The organism is Bradyrhizobium sp. CCGB20 (assembly GCF_024199855.1).
In the GTDB taxonomy this organism is placed as follows: domain Bacteria; phylum Pseudomonadota; class Alphaproteobacteria; order Rhizobiales; family Xanthobacteraceae; genus Bradyrhizobium.
Map to the genome: position 1 here is coordinate 7,031,925 of NZ_JANADN010000001.1, position 22,919 is coordinate 7,054,843.

Annotated in this window: 20 protein-coding genes and 1 tRNA gene; 7 read left to right on the plus strand and 14 right to left on the minus strand. The window is 59.8% G+C overall.

What is annotated here, in order from left to right:
* Positions 1-11: 11 nt before the first annotated feature.
* From NLM15_RS32890 to NLM15_RS32920, 7 genes are all read right to left on the minus strand, one after another.
* Entirely contained in the window at positions 12-809 is a 798-nt protein-coding gene (locus NLM15_RS32890; RefSeq protein ID WP_254121929.1) for a xanthine dehydrogenase family protein subunit M, read from the minus strand.
* A gap of 11 nt (positions 810-820) precedes the next feature.
* Positions 821-3,208, minus strand: a complete 2,388-nt coding sequence (locus NLM15_RS32895; RefSeq protein WP_254121931.1) for a xanthine dehydrogenase family protein molybdopterin-binding subunit — start codon at positions 3,206-3,208, stop codon at positions 821-823.
* 2 nt (positions 3,209-3,210) lie between these two features.
* Positions 3,211-3,702: a (2Fe-2S)-binding protein gene (locus NLM15_RS32900; protein WP_254121933.1), complete on the minus strand. Its 492-nt coding sequence runs from the start codon at positions 3,700-3,702 to the stop codon at positions 3,211-3,213.
* A 22-nt stretch (positions 3,703-3,724) separates the two neighbouring features.
* Complete coding sequence (locus NLM15_RS32905) at positions 3,725-4,831, minus strand: ABC transporter ATP-binding protein (protein ID WP_254121935.1); 1,107 nt, start codon at positions 4,829-4,831, stop codon at positions 3,725-3,727.
* An 18-nt stretch (positions 4,832-4,849) separates the two neighbouring features.
* Complete coding sequence (locus tag NLM15_RS32910) at positions 4,850-5,755, minus strand: ABC transporter permease (protein WP_254121938.1); 906 nt, start codon at positions 5,753-5,755, stop codon at positions 4,850-4,852.
* Positions 5,752-6,630, minus strand: coding sequence for an ABC transporter permease (locus NLM15_RS32915; protein WP_254121939.1), 879 nt, complete (start codon positions 6,628-6,630; stop codon positions 5,752-5,754). Before NLM15_RS32915 ends, NLM15_RS32910 begins: the two co-directional genes overlap by 4 nt.
* Positions 6,631-6,713: 83 nt before the next feature.
* Positions 6,714-8,075 (minus strand): PotD/PotF family extracellular solute-binding protein, encoded by a 1,362-nt coding sequence (locus tag NLM15_RS32920; protein ID WP_254121940.1) that lies wholly within the window; start codon positions 8,073-8,075, stop codon positions 6,714-6,716.
* 534 nt (positions 8,076-8,609) lie between these two features.
* On the opposite strand from NLM15_RS32920, the gene NLM15_RS32925 reads away from it, so the two are divergent.
* Positions 8,610-8,687: transfer RNA gene (locus NLM15_RS32925), tRNA-Met, on the plus strand.
* 275 nt (positions 8,688-8,962) lie between these two features.
* Here NLM15_RS32925 and NLM15_RS32930 read toward each other — a convergent pair.
* Positions 8,963-10,510, minus strand: coding sequence for a winged helix-turn-helix domain-containing tetratricopeptide repeat protein (locus NLM15_RS32930; protein ID WP_254121941.1), 1,548 nt, complete (start codon positions 10,508-10,510; stop codon positions 8,963-8,965).
* Positions 10,511-10,654: 144 nt separating this feature from the next.
* On the opposite strand from NLM15_RS32930, the gene NLM15_RS32935 reads away from it, so the two are divergent.
* The 6 genes from NLM15_RS32935 (at position 10,655) to NLM15_RS32960 (ending at position 15,718) form a co-directional block, all read left to right on the plus strand.
* On the plus strand, positions 10,655-10,894 hold the full coding sequence (locus NLM15_RS32935) for a DUF1127 domain-containing protein (RefSeq protein WP_254121942.1): 240 nt from the start codon (positions 10,655-10,657) through the stop codon (positions 10,892-10,894).
* Between the two features lie 814 nt (positions 10,895-11,708).
* Positions 11,709-12,548, plus strand: coding sequence for a Crp/Fnr family transcriptional regulator (locus NLM15_RS32940; RefSeq protein WP_254121943.1), 840 nt, complete (start codon positions 11,709-11,711; stop codon positions 12,546-12,548).
* 654 nt (positions 12,549-13,202) lie between these two features.
* Positions 13,203-13,772 carry a thermonuclease family protein gene (locus NLM15_RS32945; RefSeq protein ID WP_254121944.1) on the plus strand — a complete coding sequence of 190 codons (570 nt, stop codon included), beginning with the start codon at positions 13,203-13,205 and terminating at the stop codon, positions 13,770-13,772.
* 123 nt (positions 13,773-13,895) lie between these two features.
* On the plus strand, positions 13,896-14,369 hold the full coding sequence (locus NLM15_RS32950; protein WP_254121945.1) for a hypothetical protein: 474 nt from the start codon (positions 13,896-13,898) through the stop codon (positions 14,367-14,369).
* 274 nt (positions 14,370-14,643) lie between these two features.
* Positions 14,644-15,138 (plus strand): hypothetical protein, encoded by a 495-nt coding sequence (locus tag NLM15_RS32955; protein WP_254121947.1) that lies wholly within the window; start codon positions 14,644-14,646, stop codon positions 15,136-15,138.
* Between the two features lie 313 nt (positions 15,139-15,451).
* Positions 15,452-15,718: a hypothetical protein gene (locus NLM15_RS32960; RefSeq protein ID WP_254121949.1), complete on the plus strand. Its 267-nt coding sequence runs from the start codon at positions 15,452-15,454 to the stop codon at positions 15,716-15,718.
* Between the two features lie 28 nt (positions 15,719-15,746).
* Here NLM15_RS32960 and NLM15_RS32965 read toward each other — a convergent pair whose 3' ends face one another.
* The 6 genes from NLM15_RS32965 to ligD form a co-directional block, all read right to left on the minus strand.
* Positions 15,747-15,977 carry a hypothetical protein gene (locus tag NLM15_RS32965; protein ID WP_375166895.1) on the minus strand — a complete coding sequence of 77 codons (231 nt, stop codon included), beginning with the start codon at positions 15,975-15,977 and terminating at the stop codon, positions 15,747-15,749.
* Between the two features lie 2,319 nt (positions 15,978-18,296).
* Positions 18,297-18,548, minus strand: a complete 252-nt coding sequence (locus NLM15_RS32975) for a DUF6894 family protein (RefSeq protein WP_254121955.1) — start codon at positions 18,546-18,548, stop codon at positions 18,297-18,299.
* Between the two features lie 4 nt (positions 18,549-18,552).
* Complete coding sequence (locus NLM15_RS32980; RefSeq protein ID WP_254121957.1) at positions 18,553-19,275, minus strand: Crp/Fnr family transcriptional regulator; 723 nt, start codon at positions 19,273-19,275, stop codon at positions 18,553-18,555.
* Positions 19,276-19,918: 643 nt separating this feature from the next.
* Entirely contained in the window at positions 19,919-20,116 is a 198-nt protein-coding gene (locus tag NLM15_RS44110) for a hypothetical protein (RefSeq protein ID WP_375166947.1), read from the minus strand.
* Between the two features lie 1,565 nt (positions 20,117-21,681).
* Complete coding sequence (locus NLM15_RS32990; protein ID WP_254121961.1) at positions 21,682-21,921, minus strand: hypothetical protein; 240 nt, start codon at positions 21,919-21,921, stop codon at positions 21,682-21,684.
* A gap of 32 nt (positions 21,922-21,953) precedes the next feature.
* Positions 21,954-22,832, minus strand: coding sequence for a non-homologous end-joining DNA ligase (gene ligD / locus NLM15_RS32995; RefSeq protein WP_254121963.1), 879 nt, complete (start codon positions 22,830-22,832; stop codon positions 21,954-21,956).
* Between the last annotated feature and the right edge of the window lie 87 nt (positions 22,833-22,919).

A 22,919-nucleotide genomic window follows, 5' to 3' on the forward strand; every position in this document is an offset into this window, starting at 1 on the left:
ACCCTAAGAAGTTAGCTGAGCGCCGCGTCGACGGCGCGCTTGGCCATCACCGTGACGAGATGTGCACGGTAATCGGCTTCGGCGTGGATATCGGTGGTGAGGCCGTCGGTATCGATCTTGATCGCCGCGATCGCGGATGGATCGAAATTCTCCGACAACGCCGCCTCCATCGGCGGCACGCGGAATACGCCGGGACCCGCACCGGTTACGGCGACGCGGACACCATCAGCGAATTTCGCGACGAACACGCCGACCAGCGCATAACGCGATGCCGGCGCCTTGAACTTCGTGTAACCGGCCTTGAGTGGCACGGGAAAGCGGATCGCAGTGATGATCTCGCCCGGCTCGAGCGCGGTCTCGAACAGGCCGAGGAAGAACTTGTCGGCCGCGATCTCGCGCGCGCTGGTGATGATGGTGGCGCCGAGGCCGAGCACACCGGCGGGATAATCCGCGGCGGGATCGTTGTTGGCGACCGAGCCTCCGATGGTGCCACGGTTGCGCACGGCGGGATCGCCGATCATCGAGGCCAGCGCCGCGAGCCCGGGGATTTTCGCCTGCACCAGTTTTGATGCCGCCACCACCGCATGCGGCGTCATCGCGCCGATGGTGATGGTGACGCCGTCGTCGGTGATGCCCTTGAGGGACCCAAGCTTTGAGAGATCGACCAATGCGACCGGGCTCGCCAACCGCTGCTTGATCGTCGGGATCAGCGTCATGCCGCCGGCGACGAGCTTGCTGTCCTCGATCGAGGTCAGGAGCTTGGCCGCATCGGGAATTTGGTCGGGCTGGTGATAGGCAAATGGCTTCATGGATATCCTCCCTATTCCGCAGCGACCGGCAGCGACGCGTTCTGCAGTAGGCGCCAGATCCGGTTCGGCGTCGCGGGCATGTCGACATGGGTGACGCCAAGATGCGACAACGCGTCGACCACGGCGTTGATCACGGCAGCCGGCGAGCCGATGGTGCCGACCTCGCCGCAACCCTTCACACCCATCGGCGTGTGCGTGCACAACGTCGAATGGGTCGCGACCTTCATCATCGGCAGATGGTCGGCGCGCGGCATGCAGTAATCCATCAACGAACCCGACAGCAGCTGGCCGGAGCCTTCGTCATAGACCGCGTTCTCGAACAGCGCTTGGCCGACGCCCTGCACGATGCCGCCATGCAGCTGGCCCTCGACGATCATGGGGTTGATGACCGTGCCGACATCGTCGACCGCCGTGTAGTTGACCAGCGTCACCGTGCCCGTCTCCGGATCAACCTCGACCTCGGCGATGTGGCAACCGCCGGGATAGGTGAAATTGACCGGGTCGTAATAGGCCTGCTCTTCCAACCCCGGCTCCAACACTTCGAGCGGATAATTGTGGGGGACGTAGGCCGCGCCCGCGATCTCCTCGAAGGTCTTCATGCGGTCGGTGCCGGCAACGGAGAATTTGCCGCTCTCGAACTGGATGTCGACTTCGGCCGCCTCGAGCAGGTGCGATGCGATCTTCTTACCCTTGGCGATCACCTTGTCGGTCGCCTTGGACAGCGCGGCGCCGCCGACCACGAGCGAGCGGGAGCCATAGGTGCCCATGCCGAACTGCACGCGGTCGGTATCGCCGAACACGATGTCGACATTCTCGAAGGCGACGCCGAGCTTGTCCGAGACGATCTGCGCAAAGGTGGTCTCGTGGCCCTGGCCGTGATTGTGGGTGCCGATCATGACCGTCACCTGGCCGGTCGGATGCACCCGCACCGTGGCGCTCTCATAGAGGCCGCCGCGAGCACCGAGCCGTCCGGCAAAGCGCGAGGGCGCAAGGCCGCAGGCCTCGACATAGGTGGAGTAACCGAGCCCGCGGAATTTTCCTTTGCTGGCCGACGCCGCCTTGCGAACGCCAAAATTCTTGACGTCGGCGGTGACCAGTGCCCCGTCGAGGCAACCCATGGGATCGCCGGAATCGTACTGCACCAGCACCGGCGTCTGATAGGGATAGGCCTCCTTCGGGATCATGTTGCGGCGGCGGATCTCGACGCGGTCGATGCCCATCTCGCTGGCGGCAACGTCGACCATACGCTCCAGCACGAAGGTCGCCTCGGGTCGGCCCGCACCACGATAGGCGTCGACGGGCACCGTGTTGGTGAAAACGACCTTCACATTGCAATAGATCGCGGGCGTGGTGTAGACGCCGCCAAGCAGCGGCGCATAGAGATTGGTTGGGATGTTCGGCCCGAAGGTCGAGAGATAGCCGCCCATATTGGCCAGCGTGTTGACGCGGAAGGCGAGGAATTTTCCGTTTTCGTCGAGCGCCAGCTCCGCCTCGGTGACGTGATCGCGGCCGTGGCGATCGGAGACGTAGCCCTCCGAGCGGCTCGCGACCCATTTCACCGGCCGATGCACACGCTTGGCGGCCCAGGTAATCACGGCCTCTTCACCGTAGTGGAACTGCTTAACGCCAAAACCGCCGCCGACATCGGGCGCGACGACGCGCAGCTTGTGCTGTGGAATGTTCAGCACCAGCGCGCCCATCAGGAAGCGGACGACGTGCGGGAACTGGCTGGTGGTCCACAGCGTGAAGCGATCGGTGCCCGGCTCATATTCCGCGATCGCCGCACGCGGCTCCATCGGGTTGCCGATCAGGCGGTTGTTGACGAGGCTCAGCTTGGCGACATGCGCGGCCTTCTTGAAAGCGGTCTCGACCGCGGCCTTGTCGCCGAGCTCCCAGTCGCAGCAGATGTTGTTCGGGACGTCGTCGAACAATTGCGGTGCGTCCGGCCTGACGGCTTCGAGCACGCCGACCACGGAGGGCAATACCTCGTAATCGATGTTCAGCAGCTCGGCGCCGGCATTGGCCTGCTCCGGCGTCTCGGCGATGACGAAGGCGACCATGTCGCCGACGAAGCGCACCTTGCCCTGCGCAAGCATCGGGAAAGGCGGCTCCTTCATAGGCACGCCCTTGGCGTCCGAGATGCCCCAACCGCAGGGCAACCCGCCGAGACCATCGGCCTTGACGTCGTCGCCGGTCAGGACCGCCATCACACCGGGCGAGGCCAGCGCGGCGCTCTTGTCGATACCGCGCAACACCGCATGACCATGGGGCGAGCGCACGAACACGCCGGCGGTCATGCCCGGACGTTTGATGTCGGAGACGTAATTGCCGCGGCCGGTGAGGAAGCGCTGGTCTTCCTTGCGCTTCGGTGCGGCGCCGATTCCGATGACTTCACCCATTGTCACTCTCCCTTGGCGGCATTCATGGCGGCGGCGCCGGCCATGACCGAGACGACGATGTTCTGGTAGCCGGTACAGCGGCAGATATTGCCTTCGAGGCCGTGGCGGACATCGGCCTCGGTCAGGTCAGGCTTCTCGGTGGCGAGCGCGATCGCGGTCATCAGCATGCCGGGCGTGCAGAAGCCGCATTGCAGGCCGTGATGCTCGCGAAAAGCCTCCTGCATCGGATGCATCTGGTTCGAACCGGGCGCGCCCTGCAGGCCTTCGATGGTGAGCAGCGGTGCGCCGTCGAGCGCGGGCGCCAGCAGGGTGCAACTCTTCACAGGCAGGCCGTTGAGATGCACCACACAGGCGCCGCACTGGCTGGTGTCGCAGCCGATGTGGGTGCCGGTGAGGTTGAGCTGCTCGCGCAGCAGCTCGGCGACGAGCGTCGCCGGTTCTACCTCGACAGTGGTGGGGCGGCCGTTGAGTGTAAAGGATATCTGCACGGTCATACTCCTGTGCGCGACGGGGTCGTTAGGCGAGAGGCAGTGCGCTGCCGGTGGCCCATGTGGCCATGACGACATCGCCGACGGTGAAGGGATCTGCGAAGAAGGTCTTTTCAGGCACGTAAGCGACGAACTCGTCGTCAGGCACGGTGTCGAGCATGACCTTGACGAAATAGCCCTGATATTCGATCGCGAGCACGCGGCTCGGTAACGACGTGGTGCAGCCCGGCGGCAGGTCCCTGCCCGGCCGCACCAGCGCAACATCGTCGCGGCGCACGGCGATATCGACCTTGTCGCCGACGCTGACGGTCGGCCGCGCCTGAAGCGGCACTTCGATGCCAGAGGGCGCGGCTTGCGCGAGCGTGAAGCTGGCGCCATTGACCTTCTCTACCCGACCGGACAGCACGTTCTGGCCGCCCATGAACTCGGCAACGTAACGATCGTGCGGATGGGCGTAGACGTCCCGCGCGGCACCTGCCTGCTTGATCTTGCCCTGTTCCATCACCACGACGAGATCGGCCAGCGCGATCGCCTCGAGCTGGGTGTGGGTGACGTGGATGAAGGTGATGCCGAGCTCCTGCTGCATCCGCCGCAGCTCCTGGCGCATCTGGACGCGGAGTTGCTCGTCGAGCGCGGACAGCGGCTCATCGAGCAGCAGCACGCGCGGCTCGGTGATCGCGGCCCGCGCCAGCGCGACGCGCTGCTGCTGGCCGCCGGAGAGCTGCGCCGGAAGGCGATCGGCAAACTGGGTCAGCCGCACCTTCTGGATCATGGCGTCCGCGGCGCGCAGCCGATCCGTCTTGGACTGGCCGCGCACACGAAGCGCAAAGGCAATGTTCTCGCGCACGGTCAGGTGCGGAAACAGCGCGTAGGACTGGAACATCATCGCGGTGCGGCGCTGCACCGGGGCAAGGCCGACGACGTTCTGGCCGCCGATCACGATCTCGCCCGCGGTCGGGTCCTCATGGCCGGCGATCATGCGCAGGATCGTGGTCTTGCCGCAGCCGGACGGGCCGATGAAGCAGCAATAGGCGCCGTCGGCGATTTTGAGGTTGACGCCGTCGACCACGTTAGTGACGCCGTCAAAGCTCTTGCAGACGCCTGCCAGTTCGATATCGCCGCGATCGCTTTTCATTCCTGACTCAACCCTTGCTCAACCTTTGGCCCGGCTGCCGCGCTTCTTCTGGATCAGCACGATGGTGCCGAGGCTTGCGCCGATGACGATGAAGGAGACGATGGTGGTCACCGTGCCGAGCGCATAGAGCGAGGGCGAGGTGACGTTGAGCGTCATGCTCCAGATTTCCAGCGGCAGCGTGTTGAGCGAGCCCGCGGTCTGCAGGCTGCGCGCGAACTCGTCATAGGACAGCGTGAAGCCGAACAGCGCAACTGCGACGAGACCGGGCGCCAGTACCGGGATCATCACCAGCCAGATCGACTGCCAGCGGCTGGCGCCGAGATCATAGGCCGCCTCTTCCCAGACATGGTTGAAGCGCGACATCACCGCGAACATCACCAGTACGCCGAACGGCAGCGTCCAGGACAGCTGCGCGCCGAGCGCCGAGGTGTACCAGCTCGCATCCAGTCCCAGCGCCTGGAACAGCAGACCCGTGCCGAGGCCGAGCACCAGGCCGGGCGCGACCAGACTGCCGATCATTATGTAAAAGACGAAGGTGTCGCCGCGGAAGCGCTTACGGAAGCCAAGCCCGGCGAGGGACGAGACCACGACGGTAATGATTGTGACGATCACCGCCAGCTTGATCGAGCGGTCGAACGAGCCCTTGACGTCGCCGGTCCGCGCTTGCGTGAACAGATCGACGAACCAATGCAGCGAATGGCCCTTCATCGGGAACACGAGCCCGCCGCGGATATCCTGGAACGACAGGATGTAGATGCAGAACATCGGGCCGTAGAGCGCTATCACGTAAGCCGCGAACAGCGTCGCCAGCACGTAGAAGGTCCAGGGCCGGCCGCCCTTGCTCGGCGCGATCGCCTTGGTTGATGCGGGCGCGATCGTTTTGGATGTGTCGGTTTTGGGCATGTCGGCGAGAACCGCGCTCATCGCGTGATCTCCTGCCTGATATCGACGGTGCGCAGGATCAGCGAGACGATCGCGACCAGCACCAGCGTCAGCAGCACCGCGCTTGCCGCCGCGGTCGGATATTGCAGCACGCCGACGTCTTCGTAGAACGCGCTGACCACGGAGGCCGAGCCGCCGCCGGACATCACCTTGACGACGAAGAAGTCGCCCATCACGATCGAGACCACGAAGATGGTGCCGAGCGCGATGCCGCTCTTGGACATCGGCACCACGATCAGGCGCATGATGTCGAAACGGCTGGCGCCCGCGTTGATCGCGGCCTCGATCAACTTCTTGTCGATCCGCGCCATGGAATTGAAGATCGGCACGATCATGAAGATCGTGAGCTGGTGGACATAGGCGATGATGACGGCGAAGTCGGAGAACAGCAGCACTTCCAGCGGCTGATGGACCACGCCGAGTGCCAGCAGCGCCTGGTTGATCAGGCCTTCCTTGCCGAGCAGCGGGATCCAGGAAATCATCCGGATGATGTTCGAGGTCCAGAACGGCACGGTGCAGAGCAGGAACAGGCCGATCGCGAGCAACTGGTTGCGGACATGGAAGACGAGGAAATAGGCGACGAAGAAGCCGATGATCAGCGTGAAGATCCAGGTCAGCACGGTGAATTTGATGGTCGCCAGATACAGTTTCAGCGTCAGGGCCGAATGCAGCACCTCGACATAGCTCGTGAGCGTAAAGTCGGGCGTCAGCCCGCCGAAGCCGTCGGTGGCGAAGAAGCTCGCGGTCAGCACGACCAGGATCGGCGCCACAAAGAACGGCACGAGCACCAGGACCAGCGGCGAGACGTAGAGCCAGCCGGCGAGATTGGCGCGTGATGGAGCTTGACTGGGCTGCATATCAGCAAATGCCTCGAAGTCGGTCTCATCAGCACCGGCGCGTGACGGCGCCGGTGCTTCGTTGACGTCAGGGAAAGCAGGTTTCAGGCCACCTTGAAGTCGTTCCAGCGCTTGTTCATGTAGGCGGCTTCGTCCATCAGCGTGTTCCAGCAGGAGATGTTCTTGACGCGATCGAGGAACGAGCCGCCGTCGCGCTTGGTGCCGGCCTTCTCCATCGGCACGCCGTAGGGATCGTTGATGACCTCCGGCGCCGGCTTGCCGTCGTACCAAAAATCCCATTCGGCGGCGGTCAGGAACTTCTTCGCGGTCGAGGGCACCGGGCTGTAGTAGCCGTAGCGGCCGACGAAGCCGCCCTGCCAGCCCGAGAGATACCAGTTGAGATATTCGTAGGCGGCATCGAGCTTCTTGCCGGAGAGATGCTTCATCAGGCCCATGCCGTTGCACCAGCCGCGATAGCCTTCCTTGCCGTTCTTGACGTTGACGGGCGCGTAGACGCAGGGGATTTCCTTGACGCGCACCGCGGCAACCGCCGGCGACCACATCGACTGGATCACCACTTCGCCCGCGGCCATCAGCTGCACCGACTGGTCGAAGGTGGTCCAAGTCGCGCGGAATTGGCCCTGCTTCTTCAGCTCGATCAGCTTGTTGCAGGTGAAGTCGATCTCCTCCTTGGTCATGTTGCCCTTGTTGCCGTACTTGATCAGTCCGGCACTTTCGAAGCAGAGCGCGGCATCCATGATGCCGATCGCGGGCACGTCGAGGATCGCCGCCTTGCCCTTGAACTTGGGATCGATCAGGTCCTTCCATTCGGTCACTTCGTGGCCGACGAGGTCGGGGCGATAGCCGATCGAGTCAGCGTTGTAGACCTGCGGCAGGAAGGTCGCCCACTCCGTGACGCCGTCGTGCAGATCGGTGGAGACTGGCTTCGAGATGTACATGGCCTCGTAGGGCGAGATGCCCTGACGCGGGATCTTGTGGCCGTCGATCTCGCCCTTGGTGAAGATCGGCAGGATGTTGTCGAACTCCTTGATCTTCTTGACCTCGATGCCCTGGATCACGCTGCGCTTGGCGGCGAGCTTGGCCTGCCAGCCCTCGAGATCGGCGATATCGACCGTATTAGGCTGGCTTATGAAGCGGTTGATGGCGGCCGAGGTGTCGAGGTTCTGCATGGTGACCTTGAAGCCGAGATCCTTGGCCGCCTGATCGCCGATCGCCTTCACCACCGAATAGGACACGCCGACATGGCGCAGCTCGATGTCCTTGATCTCCTGCGCCCAGATGGTCGGGAATCCGCGGATCGCATCCGAGCCTGCGGCTGCGCCCGCAACGGCCGCTGCGCCCTTCAACAGCATGCGCCGGCTCAGCTTTTTGGTCGACTTGTCGTTCGCCTTGGCTTTCAATCCCGCCGGATTGGAAGTGGACGTCCCCTTCGTCTCGTCAGACATGGCAACCCTCGTTGGTTACGATGAACGCTCGCACCGATCGCCATTGATCGGCTGCTTCCGTGATCAGTTGCGCGTGAGGCTAGGGGTGGGACTTTGCGAAGTAAAATTGGAAGTAAAAATTCGCCGCATAAACGCGGCTAATGGATCAGACTACTGCATTTGGTTTTGGCAGCGCGCTTAATTTGACGTCAGGATTTGCAAACGTGCGCAGTTTTAGAGCGCGATAGGTTGGATGGCATAAGGTTCGATTCCCTCAGCTAGGCCATCGATTTAGCCGACAAAAAGCAAATCCAACAAAATCAAATAGTTCTTCCGAATGGGCTTGCGCCATCCAAACGCCCAGCGCGACGTCCGCCGTTCTGCTAGGCGTAGCCGGCATGCTTTGGAAACCACGACCAAGAGTAAAATAGCGGGGCGTTCCTTACCTGCCTTCGACGAACCGCGCGCTCCCGCAATACAGTCACCAAACGCCACCTGAACAATCCAGTAAACCTCCTGCCGCGCGGCCTCGCTGGGAAACACTATTGGTCGAACGGGAGGTCGCACTTGGTCAGGTTGGCCGCACCGCTCATAACGGTCTGGTTGCAGGTTCAAGTCCTGCCGGGCCCACCAACATGATCAATAGCTTACTTCGTTCTCGTTGCCCGCAACGCGGCCGCCGCACCAGAAACCGCACCAGGCACGCCGATCTTTCGTTCGTGAAGACGTTTCGCGCTCCATCTCCCCGGCTGTGATCTCCCTCGCAACAAGTGCCATGACCGCTAACGAACAATCTCGGAGATGGATTTTCGAACTTTGGTGCGTCCGCAAGGGGCCATTCCCGGACTCGTGCACGGCAGCAACAAGGGTTTCTGTTCGATCGCCTCGTCGGCACCCGCGCACCGCGCTTATTCGGGTAACCCAGCTTTGCGAAGACCCTCGGTATACAGCTTCCAGCGTGATTGCCCGCCCCGGGCGATCCACGCAGATATTGTAAAAGCGGGATCGACTTTAAGCACATGCGCTGCCCACTCACGCGCCTCTGCGTCGCGTCCGAGATGGGCGAAAGCGGCGGCGAGACAGCGGTAAGCCGACGAATAGGGGTTCTGACGAAGGGCCTTCTTTCCAGCGACGATTGCCTCGTCAAAGCGCCCAAGCTCAATTAAGGCCACCCCCATCCCAGTAAACGGCCGGTATAGCAGCGGGTCTACCGGGCTCAAGCGGATAGCACGTTCAAAGCTGCGGAGCGCTTCCTCCGGCTGGGCTGCAATTGTATAGACCCAACCTCGGCCATTCCATGCGTGATGTGAATTTGGATTGAGCTTGACCGCCCGCTCTGCCAGTTCGATCTCACGTTCACTATCGCTGACCATGAATGCCGAGGTTGCGGCAGCCATAGCTAACGTATCGGGATCATCATCGTCGACGCTCAATGCATAGTGAGAAAGCCGAATTGCTTCGTTCCGCTCGGAATCAGGATCGTCAGCATAGCCAAAGAGGACGTTGTTCATGTGACAGAGACCTGCCAGAGCAGCGACAACGCCGAACCGGGGATCTAGCTCCAAAGCCCGACGAGCCAGCCTGATCGCCTCGGCCACCCCTTCACGGGTCATTGGGTAGTACTGTTGCGCGGCTCGAAGATAGAAATCATACGCGGTTAGGTCCTTCGGTCGTCGCCGCGCCGCCTCCGCAATTTCTGTTTGAAGTAATTTCGGGTGAATGGCTGAGACGACCGCGACCGTGACTTCGTCCTGAAGAACGAAAATATCAGTCAGGTCGCGCTCGAACCTGTCCACCCAAATGTGCGCGCCTGTCACCGCATCGACCAACTGCCCAGTGATGCGAACTTTGCCTGACGCCTTGCGCACCGCCCCCTCAAGGACGTAGCGCACGCCAAGTCTGCGCCCGACTTCCTTAATATCGACGGCTCGGCCTTTGAAGGTGAAGCTAGAATTGCGAGCGATCACGAACAACGATTTGAACCGCGAGAGCGCGGTGATGATCTCCTCAACCATTCCGTCCGCAAAATATTCCTGCTCGGGATCGCCGCTCATGTTATCGAACGGCAATACCGCGATGGAGGGCTTGTCGGGGAGCGCAAGAGCGCTCTCGGGCGCATCGCCCGGATCCGGGCCCGCAATTTGTCGCGTCTCCTGCACCTGTCCCACGAAACGGAAGCCCTTGCGCGGAAACGTCTTGATGAGGCGCTGCTCCTTGCCGGTATCGCCGATGGCCGCGCGGACAGCATTCAGGCGGGTCGTAAGCGCAGCATCGGACACAATGCGACCATTCCAAATGGCATTGATGAGGTCGCCCTTGCTGACAACCCGCTCCCTGTTGCGGATCAGGTAATCGAGCAGGTCAAAAACCTGCGGTGTGATCGACACCGCATCGGTCCGCCGATGCAGCTCGCGCCGGTTGGTGTCGAATGCATATTCCTCGAAAAGATAGCGCAAGCTGCCATTCCTTCTCGGGGCCGCCTCTGTATTAGCGCATGAAGAATAAGCCGCCAGTAAGAGAAATGTAAGCCACCAGTTAAGCGCGCCGGCACCTCTTGGCGCAACCTCCGCCTGGTGAATAGTCGGGACAGGATACCCTCAATGAGCACGATCCAGGGGATTACCAAATTGGCACCGGCAACAGAAAGGCGGCAGGTCTACGGTCCTACAGAAGCATACTGGAACGCATTTCAGGAGTGGCACAAACGCCGGAGATTACTGGCCAACTTGTGCGATTTAAGTGACAGGGAGCTTATGGATATCGGTATTACGCGCGGCGAAATCGGCTACGTCGCCTCGCACCGGGGTAGCGATCCGAGAGGCATCCTGTCTGGTGAGTGAAGCCGACATCTGATAGCGGGGGAAGGTCGAACGATTAGTCACGGCCAGAAGGCGTAATTGCGCAGATGCTGACTTCCGATATGGGTCAATCGGATCGATCGGCTATGTCCGTGGTCGCGTCCGGTCTACCACAGAGAGCTGAGGTCAACGCGAATATGGACGTTCGACGCTAAGGGCCACGTGCGGCCGTGGCAGGGACCGCTCAGGTCGAGCGAAAGGCGAGAAAAAATTTGACGGGACGTGAACCAATTCACATCTGGCGAGGCCGGCCGGGGAAAGTATGAAGCGGTACATTAGCAGAACCAAGGTCGGGGGAACGATTGCCAAACCTGCTGCTACGGAGTGCTCCATGAGCGGCGAACGGTGGCCTTACTTTGCCGGCGTTGCATCGATCATCCTAGCGATATCCTTTGCGTACTTGCTTGAACGGAAGTGCCAAAGAGAGCTTGCATTTCAACGCTCCTTTCCATCCGCTCTGTCCGAGCTAATTGTAGGAGACGAGCCGATTAGGTGTTGGTTTGATAATTGATCTATGTGGAGGCCGGCTACTGCTCTGGGGCACAAGCAGCGGTCCGGCCCCTCGGCGAAGGAATCCGTCTACGGGCAGAAACGGCTTTGTGCATCGCAGGACGAAGCCCCCGGCGCCCCGCCCGGCCTGAGCGTTGACAGGCTACCGGCCACACGCCTGTGATCACTAAAAACAACCGCGCCGGGTAATATTGAACGTGGATCGATACCGCTTGTGTTGTCCGACTTCGACTGTCACGTATCCGCGAACTCCTACATAACCGAATGTTTGCATAGGGGTGATCCGATGAATTCCAATGCAGATTTTTCGAGAATTCTAGACCGCATACTTGATACGGCGGCCGACAATTTCAGGATCGCAAAGATCCTCGTTCAAATGGGATTTGATCCCGACAACATCACCTACGACGCACTGTTCAATCGGCTGTTTGAAATTGTGTTGGCGAATATCACGCTCGCCAACATGTTCGCCTTGGTTGGCGCCATATTCTTTGTCGCTACCTTGCTGATGCAAAGAATGGTGCCGCTGCGGGTCGCGAATATGGTCGGCTGTACATTCTTCGCAATTTCTTGCGCGCTTTCCGGAAGCGTCGCCACCTTTCTGCTTTATCTGCTGCTGTTGCCAGTCAATGCCGTTCGCCTCCGCCAACTGCTCAAGCTCGTTAAGAAAGCACGTAACGCGACGCGGGGTGACAGGTCGATGGAATGGCTCAAACCATTCATGACCGAACGTAGATATCGCCGAGGCGACATACTCTTCAGGAAAGGTGATGCCGCTTCGGAGATGTTCCTCATCGTCACCGGGAAGTTTCTCGTCAAAGAAATCGGCGTCGAGCTTCCGCCAGGGCGCTTCATGGGAGAGCTTGGCTTCCTCACACCCGATAACCGGCGAACCGCGACCGTCGAGTGCATAGAAGAGGGCCAAGTCCTGACCATAACTTATGAAAGGCTACTTGAAATCTATTTTCAGAGTGATCAGCAATTCGGCTACCATATCCTCCTTCTGACCAGCCAGCGTCTCCTGGAAAACAACCAACGACTCCAGGAAAGCATCTCGCGGCTGGAAGCAGCTCGCGCACAAGAGAAGGCGGCGCGACAGATGGCAGCTGCGCGGGGAGCAGCTTGAATGGCATTAACTACCATGGGGTACTACTGTCGCCGCGCAGTGCGGCTCTCGCGACGCAACGATGTCCGCTTGGGGTCACAAGCGGACTCCGCTACGTTGGTCGTCGAAGGTCCGCTAACGGCCTAATAGGCGTCATCAATACCGTCGCACACGAAGGTTCGCCAAGGGCCACGGGAAGGCGTCGGGTTGACTGCGGCAGGCGTCCACAAAGGGCGGAAAAGTGGTCGAACATAGAATATGACTCAGGCGGCTCGGTGTCTCGCGGTGCGGATACAGGCAACTGACAAACGTGGGTTTATGGTGCGCTCGGAGGGCGGACTCATCTATCGTGATCTCAAGCGGCCGCCACCAAAATCAGTAGGGCCTCCACCGAAAAGGAAAAGGTGTTGATGAGTTGGCGCTTCCCGCCGGTAACGTCCCGGCTCCGCAACCGAACCCAGCTATAGTGTCTGCCAGGCAGTGGTCCGCGCGGCTCTGCGTATGGTCGCCGCCGACCCGTTGGGGTGCGGCGGCTTCCAAGGTGAACGATCCGTAGAGGGTCGGTTTGGGGCGGTGCTCTTAGCGGGGAACCGCCCCCTTCCTTTGCGGACGTTGACAATCAACATACGTGAAAAACATCGTATTCCCATGCGGAAAACCCGTAGTTCACAGCCTATGAACACGCTGCAGCGACAAAGCGAACTGCAGATCATCACCACGGCACGAATTTCGCTCATAGCGTGCGTTTTTATCGCGGGCACGATCACGGGCGCGGCCGCCGGCGAGATCGTCGGCCAGGCGAACGTTATCGACGGCGACACACTGGAATTGCACGGCGTTCGCATACGCCTTTGGGGCGTCGACGCACCAGAGAGCGGCCAGTTCTGCCGCGGTGAGGACAGCCTGCAATATCGCTGCGGAGCCCAAGCCGCGAACGCGCTCGACGCTTTCATCGCGCGGCGGCCGATAAATTGCGTGTCCATCAGCCTCGATCGTTACGGACGCAGGGTCGCGACCTGCGCGGTAGCCGATGCCGACCTCGGTGAATGGCTTGTACAGCAGGGGTTGGCGCTCGACTGGCCGCAATATTCCAACGGCCGGTACGGTGCAGTTCAGCAGCAGGCCGAGCGGTCGGGCCGCGGCATCTGGAAAGGCAGCTACGTCGAACCCTGGCTCTATCGGATCTGTGTCAGAGGTGGTGGCAAGCCGGCCGTGTGCTCCGATGACGCGAACGTTCGACGGTGAGAGGCGACGCGTCATTCCGGCTGTTAACCTCGACGCTAACGCCAGTTGCTGACAACTTCTACTGCAACCGGCAGACGCGCGCGTAAGCCACCGTCGGCGCCCGCTGGCGGCGGCGATGTTCCCTTGCTCGGCGTGGAGCGGAGACTGCTGGCAGCCCTCGCCGCGGTTCATCCCGCCGGCATGACCGAGGCGCAGTGGGCGGTCGCGGCCGGCCGGAAGCGCAAGGGCGGCACTCGGAGCACCTATCTGTCGAGCCTGCGCACCGCAGGCTGCATCGAGCGCCGCGGCGAGAAGTACTTCGCGACCGCCGACGCGATCCACGCTCTAGGTGACGTCGTCCCGACGCTGCCGCCACCCGGGCCCGAGCTGGTCGCCTTCTGGAAACCGAAGCCCTCCGGCGTCGGACCGATGCTCGATGCGCTCACCGAACATTACCCGAATGCGATTAGCCGCGAAGACCTCGCGGCCGAGCTGAACCTCGCCGCCGCCGGCGGGACTTTCAGCACCTACGTCTCGCGGCTCCGCTCCCCGGGACTCGTCGAGGTCAATGGCCGCGATATTCGCCTGGCGCCGGCCCTGATGGGGGACGCTTCGTGACTGATCGTGCCCCTTCTCAAAGCTGAAGGGTCCGGTTTCGTTCGCGATCGGCGTGATGGGCCTCAGTGACGAGCCAGGAACATCGTCGCGCCTGCCAAGTTTTCCCGATGTCCTCAGGCTCGTGAGGGCAAACCTTGGAGGCCCCGGCTCATCCCCCTTTGGGCCGGCGCCCTTTTTGACGAAGCGAGACCTGTTGACCAACCTCTTGGGCTCGGTCTCATCCCTCGAAACCCAGCGGCTGGTCTAGAAGCCAGCACTTCCCTATTCTTTGGATATGACCGCCCTCACGCGCCGCCGCAGCGACAATCCAAACCAGGAAACCTGGCACATCTATTTTGACGACGTCCGTGTCGGCACTATTGGCGAGCGCGCCGGCGTGCCAGTTCATGCCGATCAATGGGCTTGGTCGGTCGGCTTCTACCCCGGCATGGAGCCGGGCACGCGACGCAGCGGCATCGCCGAGAGCTTCGATGCCGCTCGGCAGGCCTTTGAGACGGCTTGGTCCGAGTTAGAGCCCTCCATCCCCGATAGCGCTTTCGCGGAGTGGCGCTACGACCGAGACTGGCGGGCCGAGATGCCTGCGAGGCGCGCCCGCGGCGAGAAGCGCGACAGCGAGATCCGCAGCACGCTGATGCGCTGCGGCTGCGGCGCCGAGTTTGACAGCTGGAAGCCGCAAGAGAGCTACCCTCACCGCCAGCACATCTATGCTGCGCAAGCGGCCGAAAAAATCCAGAGGCGTACTGGCGCACTCGCAAAGCTATCAAGATAGTCGATGCTGGCGGACTTCTCCTGGCTTCATTTGCAATGCCGCCGCATCCTCGGCGCTCAACTCCCGCTGGACTAGGCTGGCCGTCCAGCCCTCCGGGATCGCATCGAGCACGTAGTTGACAGCGCTGTCGCGCTCCGTCGCTGCAAGCCAAATCTGGCGCTCGCCGCTGTCAGTTGTCACCCGCACTAAATGAACTCTTTGCATGGGCCTACAAGCACAACAATGCGCGTTGGTTGCATGGCAACCCTAGCTGAATTAGGCAGAACTCACCATTTGGAGTTAGGAAGACTGGATCAAATATGGAAAGCTGCGCATGAAGAACGTTGAGGCCCGCCCCTACTCCGACCCTGAAGCTGCGGCCCGAAAGCTCGTCGAACTCGCCGCCAGTATCGAGCCGGTGCAGGATGGTCGGATCTATATCGAGCGCATCAACGCGCCCTTCCTATTCACGCTGAAGGCGAGCGGCAGCGAGTTCGGAGCCGGCTTGAAGTTTGCCGTGCAACAGGGCTGGCTCGAGCTGCACGAGAGCGGAACGTTTGTGCGGCTCATCGATGGCAGTAAGGATCTCATTGCGACTTAGAAACCACGTCCTCCAAGCTGAGGCGGACTTAATTCATTTTCCGAGATCCAATATTGATCAAGAAGATCGGCTTGCCGGCTTCATCCGTCACCTCTAGCGACCATTCCTGTCCAGGGCGAAACCTCCCGTCGATGTCCTTAAAGACTTCGCCAGCAAAGATCGTAGCGTTGTGCCACGCCGCTTCGTCGTCGGGCAAATCCTCTCCTGTGTCATCGGTGCTCGGCACTGCGCTATGAACATTGAAGAAGTATCTCGGCATTTCCGATTAACACAGGTTAGTCGTCGTAGTTCCACAATCTTCTACTTCGCGCGTTGTCGGCTGACTTGTGTGTGCGGTGGGCTACCTCTGTCCCACGAGGTAATGCCTTTCCGGAGGCCGCAGCGAATGGAAGATGGCCGTAACTTCGAGAACAGGCCCCGCTCTATTGCGGACCTCGACAGCAATCGAAGACCCTTCGACGACTGCTTCACGAGCTGCGTTTAGGAGGGCATCATGGCCAGGCGAGTTGACCCACTCGTGGCGTGATTTGGTTCTCCAGTTTAGCCTGAGCTATGGCCTACGAGCGTTCCAGAGAAGTGTACCGGCCGTTCCGCGAGGATCGCGCGAGTTCGCGGTGGCCTACGCCCGCTACCTGACGGGCTACCGGAACAGTCTTGAGGCGCTTAAACAACCGCCTCCTGACACGTTCCTAGGCCGGAAGACGCAAGAGCCGTTCCCCAAAGAAGATGCGTAGTAAGGCCGAAGGTTAGCCAAATGCGCCTCTTGAGCGGTTCCCGAAAAGTTCGAGCCGCGCGCAAAAATAAAGTTCCCGGTTCGTTAACCTAAGTTGTCGTCGCACGGTGCCGATACTGTACGGTTAGTCCATCACCGCACGGTCCGTGGCATTTATCGGTGATGAGAACGCCATCACGCGCTCCCGCCTTCCCCCAACGGAAAGGAGCAGCGCCATGACAGAGCGTCGGCGTCGTATCAAGCAGACTGTGGACTTGGAAGCGCGGCTCGCGGCGGAAGCCATCCGCTTGCGTAATGAGGCCAAGAAGGCCGCCCCAGGTATCGAGCGCGAGAGCCTTCTGCGGAAGGCTCGCCAGTGCGAGACGGGTTCGCACATGAGCGAGTGGTTGAGATCGCCCGGCTTACAGCCGCCGAGATGAGGCTATGATCGAACAACCTCACACCAATCCATATTCGGTTCAGGCACGTATCTGTCTTGGCATCGCGGCCTTTGGCGCCGCACTGTTTGTTGCAGCACTATTCATGGGCATGAGGTAAGGCCGCCTCAGTTGGCGGCCTCTTCATTGGAGCATCTTCAAAATCTGGTGCTATCCTAATTAGGACAGTAGCCAAAATACGCCACTGCGCTCGGAAAGGCAGGGACCGCTCCCGCTGGGGCTGGCTGAGCAGGTGGCCGTCCCGCGACCGAGCATTGAATCAGATCCATCCCGATCGTTCTCAAGCTGGCATGTTCGGAGGGATTGACTGTTCACATTGCACCGCTGAGCACACTAACTTTGCGGACGGTTCGGGCAAGCGCGTGCGATGCAGCACAAGATAAGGGCCGCTGCTTTGTACAGCGGCCCTCACTTTCCGGGTTTCAAAATTTTCGACCGGTTTGCCTAATTATCCCGACAAGCGCCGCTCCGCCATAACATTTGTGAATCAGTGCACCCATCAGCGACATAGTTATTCCAGGGTTGCAGCCGTGAGAGGGAGACGTTGTCGATCGACGTCGCTGACCTCCATTTCGGCTTCTGTTGGCAATTCAAACAGGAACTCCCTGAGTCTTTCTAAAAGGGATTCACATAGGTGATGCGTAATACGCGATGGCTCGAATTAGCTTGCCCGGACGTCGGGGGCAATTCAGGGAGAAACGTCATTGAATGAGAGTGGGCCACAGTCGAGATTCTTCGTACGGCAAGGAGGGAACGGTTGGATGGTTTACGATCGAGAACGTAGAGGACCAGCTCTGATTGGGAGGAATTTTGCGGAAAATCTTACCCTGGAACAAGCCGAACGGGCGAAGCGAATTCTGACGCCGACTACTCAGCCAGATGGCGGTGTCTGATCTAAGCGGAGGATCGATTATGGCGCATTGCGTGATTGTTCGAGCCTACGGAAGGCAACTGGATCAACTTCGCGGCGAAGCTTCCCGCATCTCAAGAGGTCACAAAGTAGATTGGTGGATCGAGCACGGCGGAAAAGGCACTCAATTTTGCTTTGAGGACGCTCGAGCAAAGAAGATGTTCGCCTCGCTCTGCGACGATTTTGCTGTTCAATGCATTGAGACCTGATGAGGGCCGGCCACTGTGGACAGGGCGCATGAGGCCGACAGCTGGGGCGGCCCTACTCCACGTCCATAGGCACATTTGTGGGCGTCCGCCTCTTCAGGCGCCAATAGCCTATCAACGCGCGCCACTCGAAAACGTTGATCGTGACGCCGATAATCGCCGTCCCGATCCCCGACATTGGCAGAATCATCTCGAGCATCGACCCACCGCGCGCCGGGTCGATGTTCCTAGGTGCGAAAGTGAGCAGTCGTTCCAAATAGCTTTTCGGGCTCAAATCGGGAAAAACCGGCACCTACCCGCTTGACCTGGATATCAACAACCTGACGGTGACCGATCCAATGGGACCGTCTTGCGAGGAAACATCCAGAGTGAGCTCCCCCATCGTTTCGTCGAGTTGCTCAATCGCCATTGAGAGCGCCGCGTCGGCAGCCTGCCGAAGTGCCTCCTCGGCGTCGGGATAATCAATCCCTTCGTCGGTTAGTTCTCCCCGTTGCTGAAAGTAGAAACGCATCGCTTGATCCTGGCTCGGCTGCAAATCAGACATAAAGTTATAAGTTCCTATTGAGATGAAGGTAGCTGCTATCGAAGCCGCCCTCGGTAAGGACCTTATCGTGGTCCACGATGATGATTTGCTGCTTCTGTAAGTCCAGGACGCGCCGTGCCCGGAAGGACTGGAGTACCCTGTTTATATGCACGGCACTCAGCCCAAGCGCCTCTGCAAGGTCGTTCTGCGTAATTGGAAAATGAAAAGTACCGTCCTCGGCGAGGCCAACTGACGCCATGCGCTCTCGCAGCTCAGCGAGCAGATGAGCCATTCTTGCTGCGGCAGGACGGACACCCACATTTACAATCCATTCCCTGAAAATTGCCGAATCTATCAGGGTCTCGCGCCAGAGCGCGCGGCCTACCGACGGGCGAGCATCGATGAGAGCATTTACGGCGGAATGATCGATGAAGCCGAGCGTCGCCTCAGAAATCGTTGTCAGGTCATGATCCATCGTCCGAAGAAAAAGGCTTTGAAGGTCGGGAATATCACCTGGGATGTGAAACGAAAGGATCTGGCGGCGACCCGAATCGGTGACCTTTGAGCGGCAGGCGAAACCTTGGATCACCAGACAACACTTGGTCGGCCGGTCCCCTTCAGACACGATGAGAGTGTCGGCATCAACCTCCTTGATTTGCATAGGAAGGTTTGAAAGTGCTTCTGCGTCTTCATCGGATAAATGCGTATCGACCCGCAGCCGGCGGATCAGCATCTCGGTAGGATGCATGACGGTTTCCTGCGATGGCGACGATCAAGACCATCGACTTGAGATAGGTGGAGAAACCTTAAAACGACCAACCTAAGCCGCTGCAAGGCCGCATATCGCGGCGAACGTGGCGAAGCCGCCAACGTGGACCGGGCCTCCCCCTTCTGAGAGGCGAGTTCTGGACTCAATACGCGGTGCAAGCCGAAGTTCCTATCAGATAGGATAGGGAGCAGTTTTCTCCGAAGCGGTTTAACCTTTGAGAAAGAACTGAGATCATGTCCTCCGTTACTCTCGGCGCAATTGAGGAGGGTACGCGATGCAGCGCCGACGACGTTTCAAGCAGGCAACATCTCTTCAGGAGCGCCTCACGGAATTTGCAAAAGTTGCCCGGCAGCGAGCGAAGGCTATGCCTCCGGGTAAAGATCGCGAGATGCTGCTCAGACAGGCTCGCGAAGCCGATACTGGCTCGCACATTGAAGAATGGCTTTCTTCGCCGGGACTCAGGCGTCCGACATGATCTGACCGAGTTCAGCTGGAAGGAAGGACCGCCGGGCTTGTCGATTGATGTCCGTTCAGGGCGCCGAAGTCCTGCAATGGCCCCCTTTCTCGCCGCTAACCGGGACTACCCGACGTCAGGAAGCGTCTCCGATTTAGGAGTGCGGCCTTACTGCCCCCTAAGCCGTTCGATTTCGACGGTAAACCGGACCCGCATAACCAAGCCGTTATCGTCGCGGACGACTATCGAGGATTCGCTAGCCCTTATAGGCCGTTCGAAGTTGCTCGCCGCCGCGTCGGCCATAGCCTTGGCAGCCTCGCGCTCTACGGCCTCAAGATGGGCGAACTCTAAGCCTTCCTCGTCAATTAAGGGCCATCCTGGTCAAGAAGATCGAAGTAGTACCGCGCCATAAACATGAGTCTAGCATCGGCAAGCTTAAGTTCACCCAATGAATGTTAGCGCCAAATCAATCCGCAGAATGTCCAAAAGTGCACGCCAATCACGGCACAATGCTTCGCCCTGTCTCAGGATGCAAAGACAGCTTCTCCGCTCTAGCTGGGCTACCATGCGATCATTGGCATCGTTCATTTGCTGATCGGGTATTTGAGACTTGAGGCGCCGATAACGGGCAATCATCAGTTCGACAGTTTCGCCCTTGTCGCACGGGCTGATTTCTCTTCGCCGTGGACCACATAGCAATGCTGAATTGCCCACCGCGGTTTTCACCTTGGGCCACGGAGGTCGGAAACAGACACCCACTCCTAAGAATCTACTTCGGCGGCTGCAAGCCCCGCGAGTTGATCCACCGATCCATGTCGTCTCCTTCGCTCGGGAAAGGATCGTGCGCCTCCGGCGCGGGCCGCTTCACTACCTTGCGAGCTTCTTCCGTCCGCTGACGGATTTGTTCCGCGTGTTCTGCATTGTTGGGTGTTAGGTTAGCCGACTGCGGCATAGCGTGCACTCCCTGTCATAGCAGGCGGGAGCACAATGGTCTCTCAGCCACCGGCGCCTACGGACAGAGCCATGGCCGGTGATGCAGGAACAATGGACTATTTCCGAAATTGTTGCCAACCAAAACTAGGGCACCCATCCTTCCGCATCAGGATCGCTGGGCGCAATGAAAGCTGCCCTCATCATCCCAAACAAGCCGCGGACCAGGATGCCAGAGTTAGGTCAGGTTTTTCCAGCAAGCCGGCAGGCCGAACTACGCCGGCCATGTTGGTTGCCCTGCGCGAGACGTAGCTGGTTAGACTTCGCATCATCCCACGTGAGGGCAGCTAAACCTATCCAGCTGGGTGGACAACCCGGTAACGCTCCTCGCGATATTCTTCAAACGGAGGCTCGGCTGGGATTGGTGCCGGCAACTCGTGATAGAGCGTTGTATTGATCTGCCGATTCTTTGCAGGGCAACCCTTGGGACGTTCCGGAAAATCATTACCTTCCAAACCAGCTGGCGAGCCTACGGGCACGATATGACGTTTTCATCAAATGATTGGGGCGCTCCGGACAATCGGATTAGAGCTGCGCCGACGAAGTCAATGCTTGGCGGGTGGAGTCGCCAGGCTCTCCACGAGAACTCGGCTCCGGTCAGGCTCGACATAACTGTCACTGTGATTGCATTTGCAAAGCATGCCGGCCCCGCACTGACAGCCGAATACCTCGCTCCATGCACGGCACGGATGGTTTTCACACACGAAGCCAATGCCGAGGCAGACCGGACATTTAGGATTGATCATATCGATCCAGCTACGAACATCAGGATTGTGACGATGAGTCCGGCTAAGGACACCGCTATACCGAGATCGACCAGGAAAAGCAGCGAGGAAACGCTCTTCGTTGTCCACGTCGGCCCCCGGGAGATAAGTGCGGCCTTTGCTCTTGCGTTTCCAGGCATATCGCGCCCTTCTTACTGCAAGACGACAGCAGCTGTATCAGGCAATCCAAAAGCTGCGCCTCTTTTCAATCGATTTTGGCTTAAGAGCTCTTGATTGATACGCAACGATCGCGCGATTGGCGATCATCATCGGCCGACGCTCGCCCGCTCTGATCTGGTCTTCAATGAACCTAACCAGAAAGCCAGTGCATGCGTCAGCTTCGCCAAGCTCCCCTGACCTCTCAAGGAAGCTCCAGGCGATGTTGAACGAGTCCTCGATCATGCTGCCCATATACATGACAGGAAAACGTCGTCGGGCCGCCGCTGTTCCTATTTGCGACTAAGTCCCTTGAAGGAGCTTGCGCGCAGCAAGCCTTCCGATGTGATGTCCCGGTACTCGACGTCGGCATAGAATTTCGGCTCGACCCAGGTTGCCTTGGGCTTCCTAATGGGTTTCGTGAGTTTGGTTTTCGGGCTGACCACCGTTTCCAGCGCCTTGCGGATTTCTGCTGATTTCGTCCGGCTCCAACCGGTCCCGACCTTCCCCATGTATCGCAGCTCTTTGCCATCCTGCTTGCCGAGATACAGAGCGGCGACGCCGGATGGATCCTTGACGAATCCGACGACAGGAAATTTCTGGCGTTGGACGGCTTTGATCTTCTGCCAAGCCTCGACGCGATCCGAACGGTATGGCGCGTCCACCCGCTTCGATATAATGCCCTCGTAGTTGAGCTTGCCGGCCGCTTCGAACAGCGCCGGCCCGTCGCCCATATGATGCTCGCTGTAGAAAACGGGCGTCTCCAGCTTGTTGCTCTCGATCAGCTCCTTCAGCAGCTCTTTGCGGGCAAGCTGGGATAGCTTGCGAAGATCTTGACCGTCGAGCCATAAGAGATCGAAGGCGAAGTACAAAAAACGATCCTGGTCGCCTCTCCCGAGGTCAGCCTGCAACTCAGAGAAGTTGGTCCGCTCCTCATGGATGACAACCACCTCCCCGTCTACGATCGCCTGCCCCGTGATGTCGAAGGCGCCGACGATGGCTGAGAACCTATGTGTCCAGTCAAAGCCATTCCGCGTGAAGGCCCTGCGGTCGTCGCCATCGAGGTGAATCTGAATGCGATAGCCGTCGTATTTGATCTCGTGAATCCACTGGGATCCTGAAGGTGCTTTCGTCTTCAGGGTCGCGAGCTGAGGATCGATAAAGCCGGGCATCGGAGGAGACTCCACTTCAGGCGGAGCCCTCTTGGTACGCTTTGGCACTACGCTACTCACACTGAAAGCACACCACTGAAAGAAACG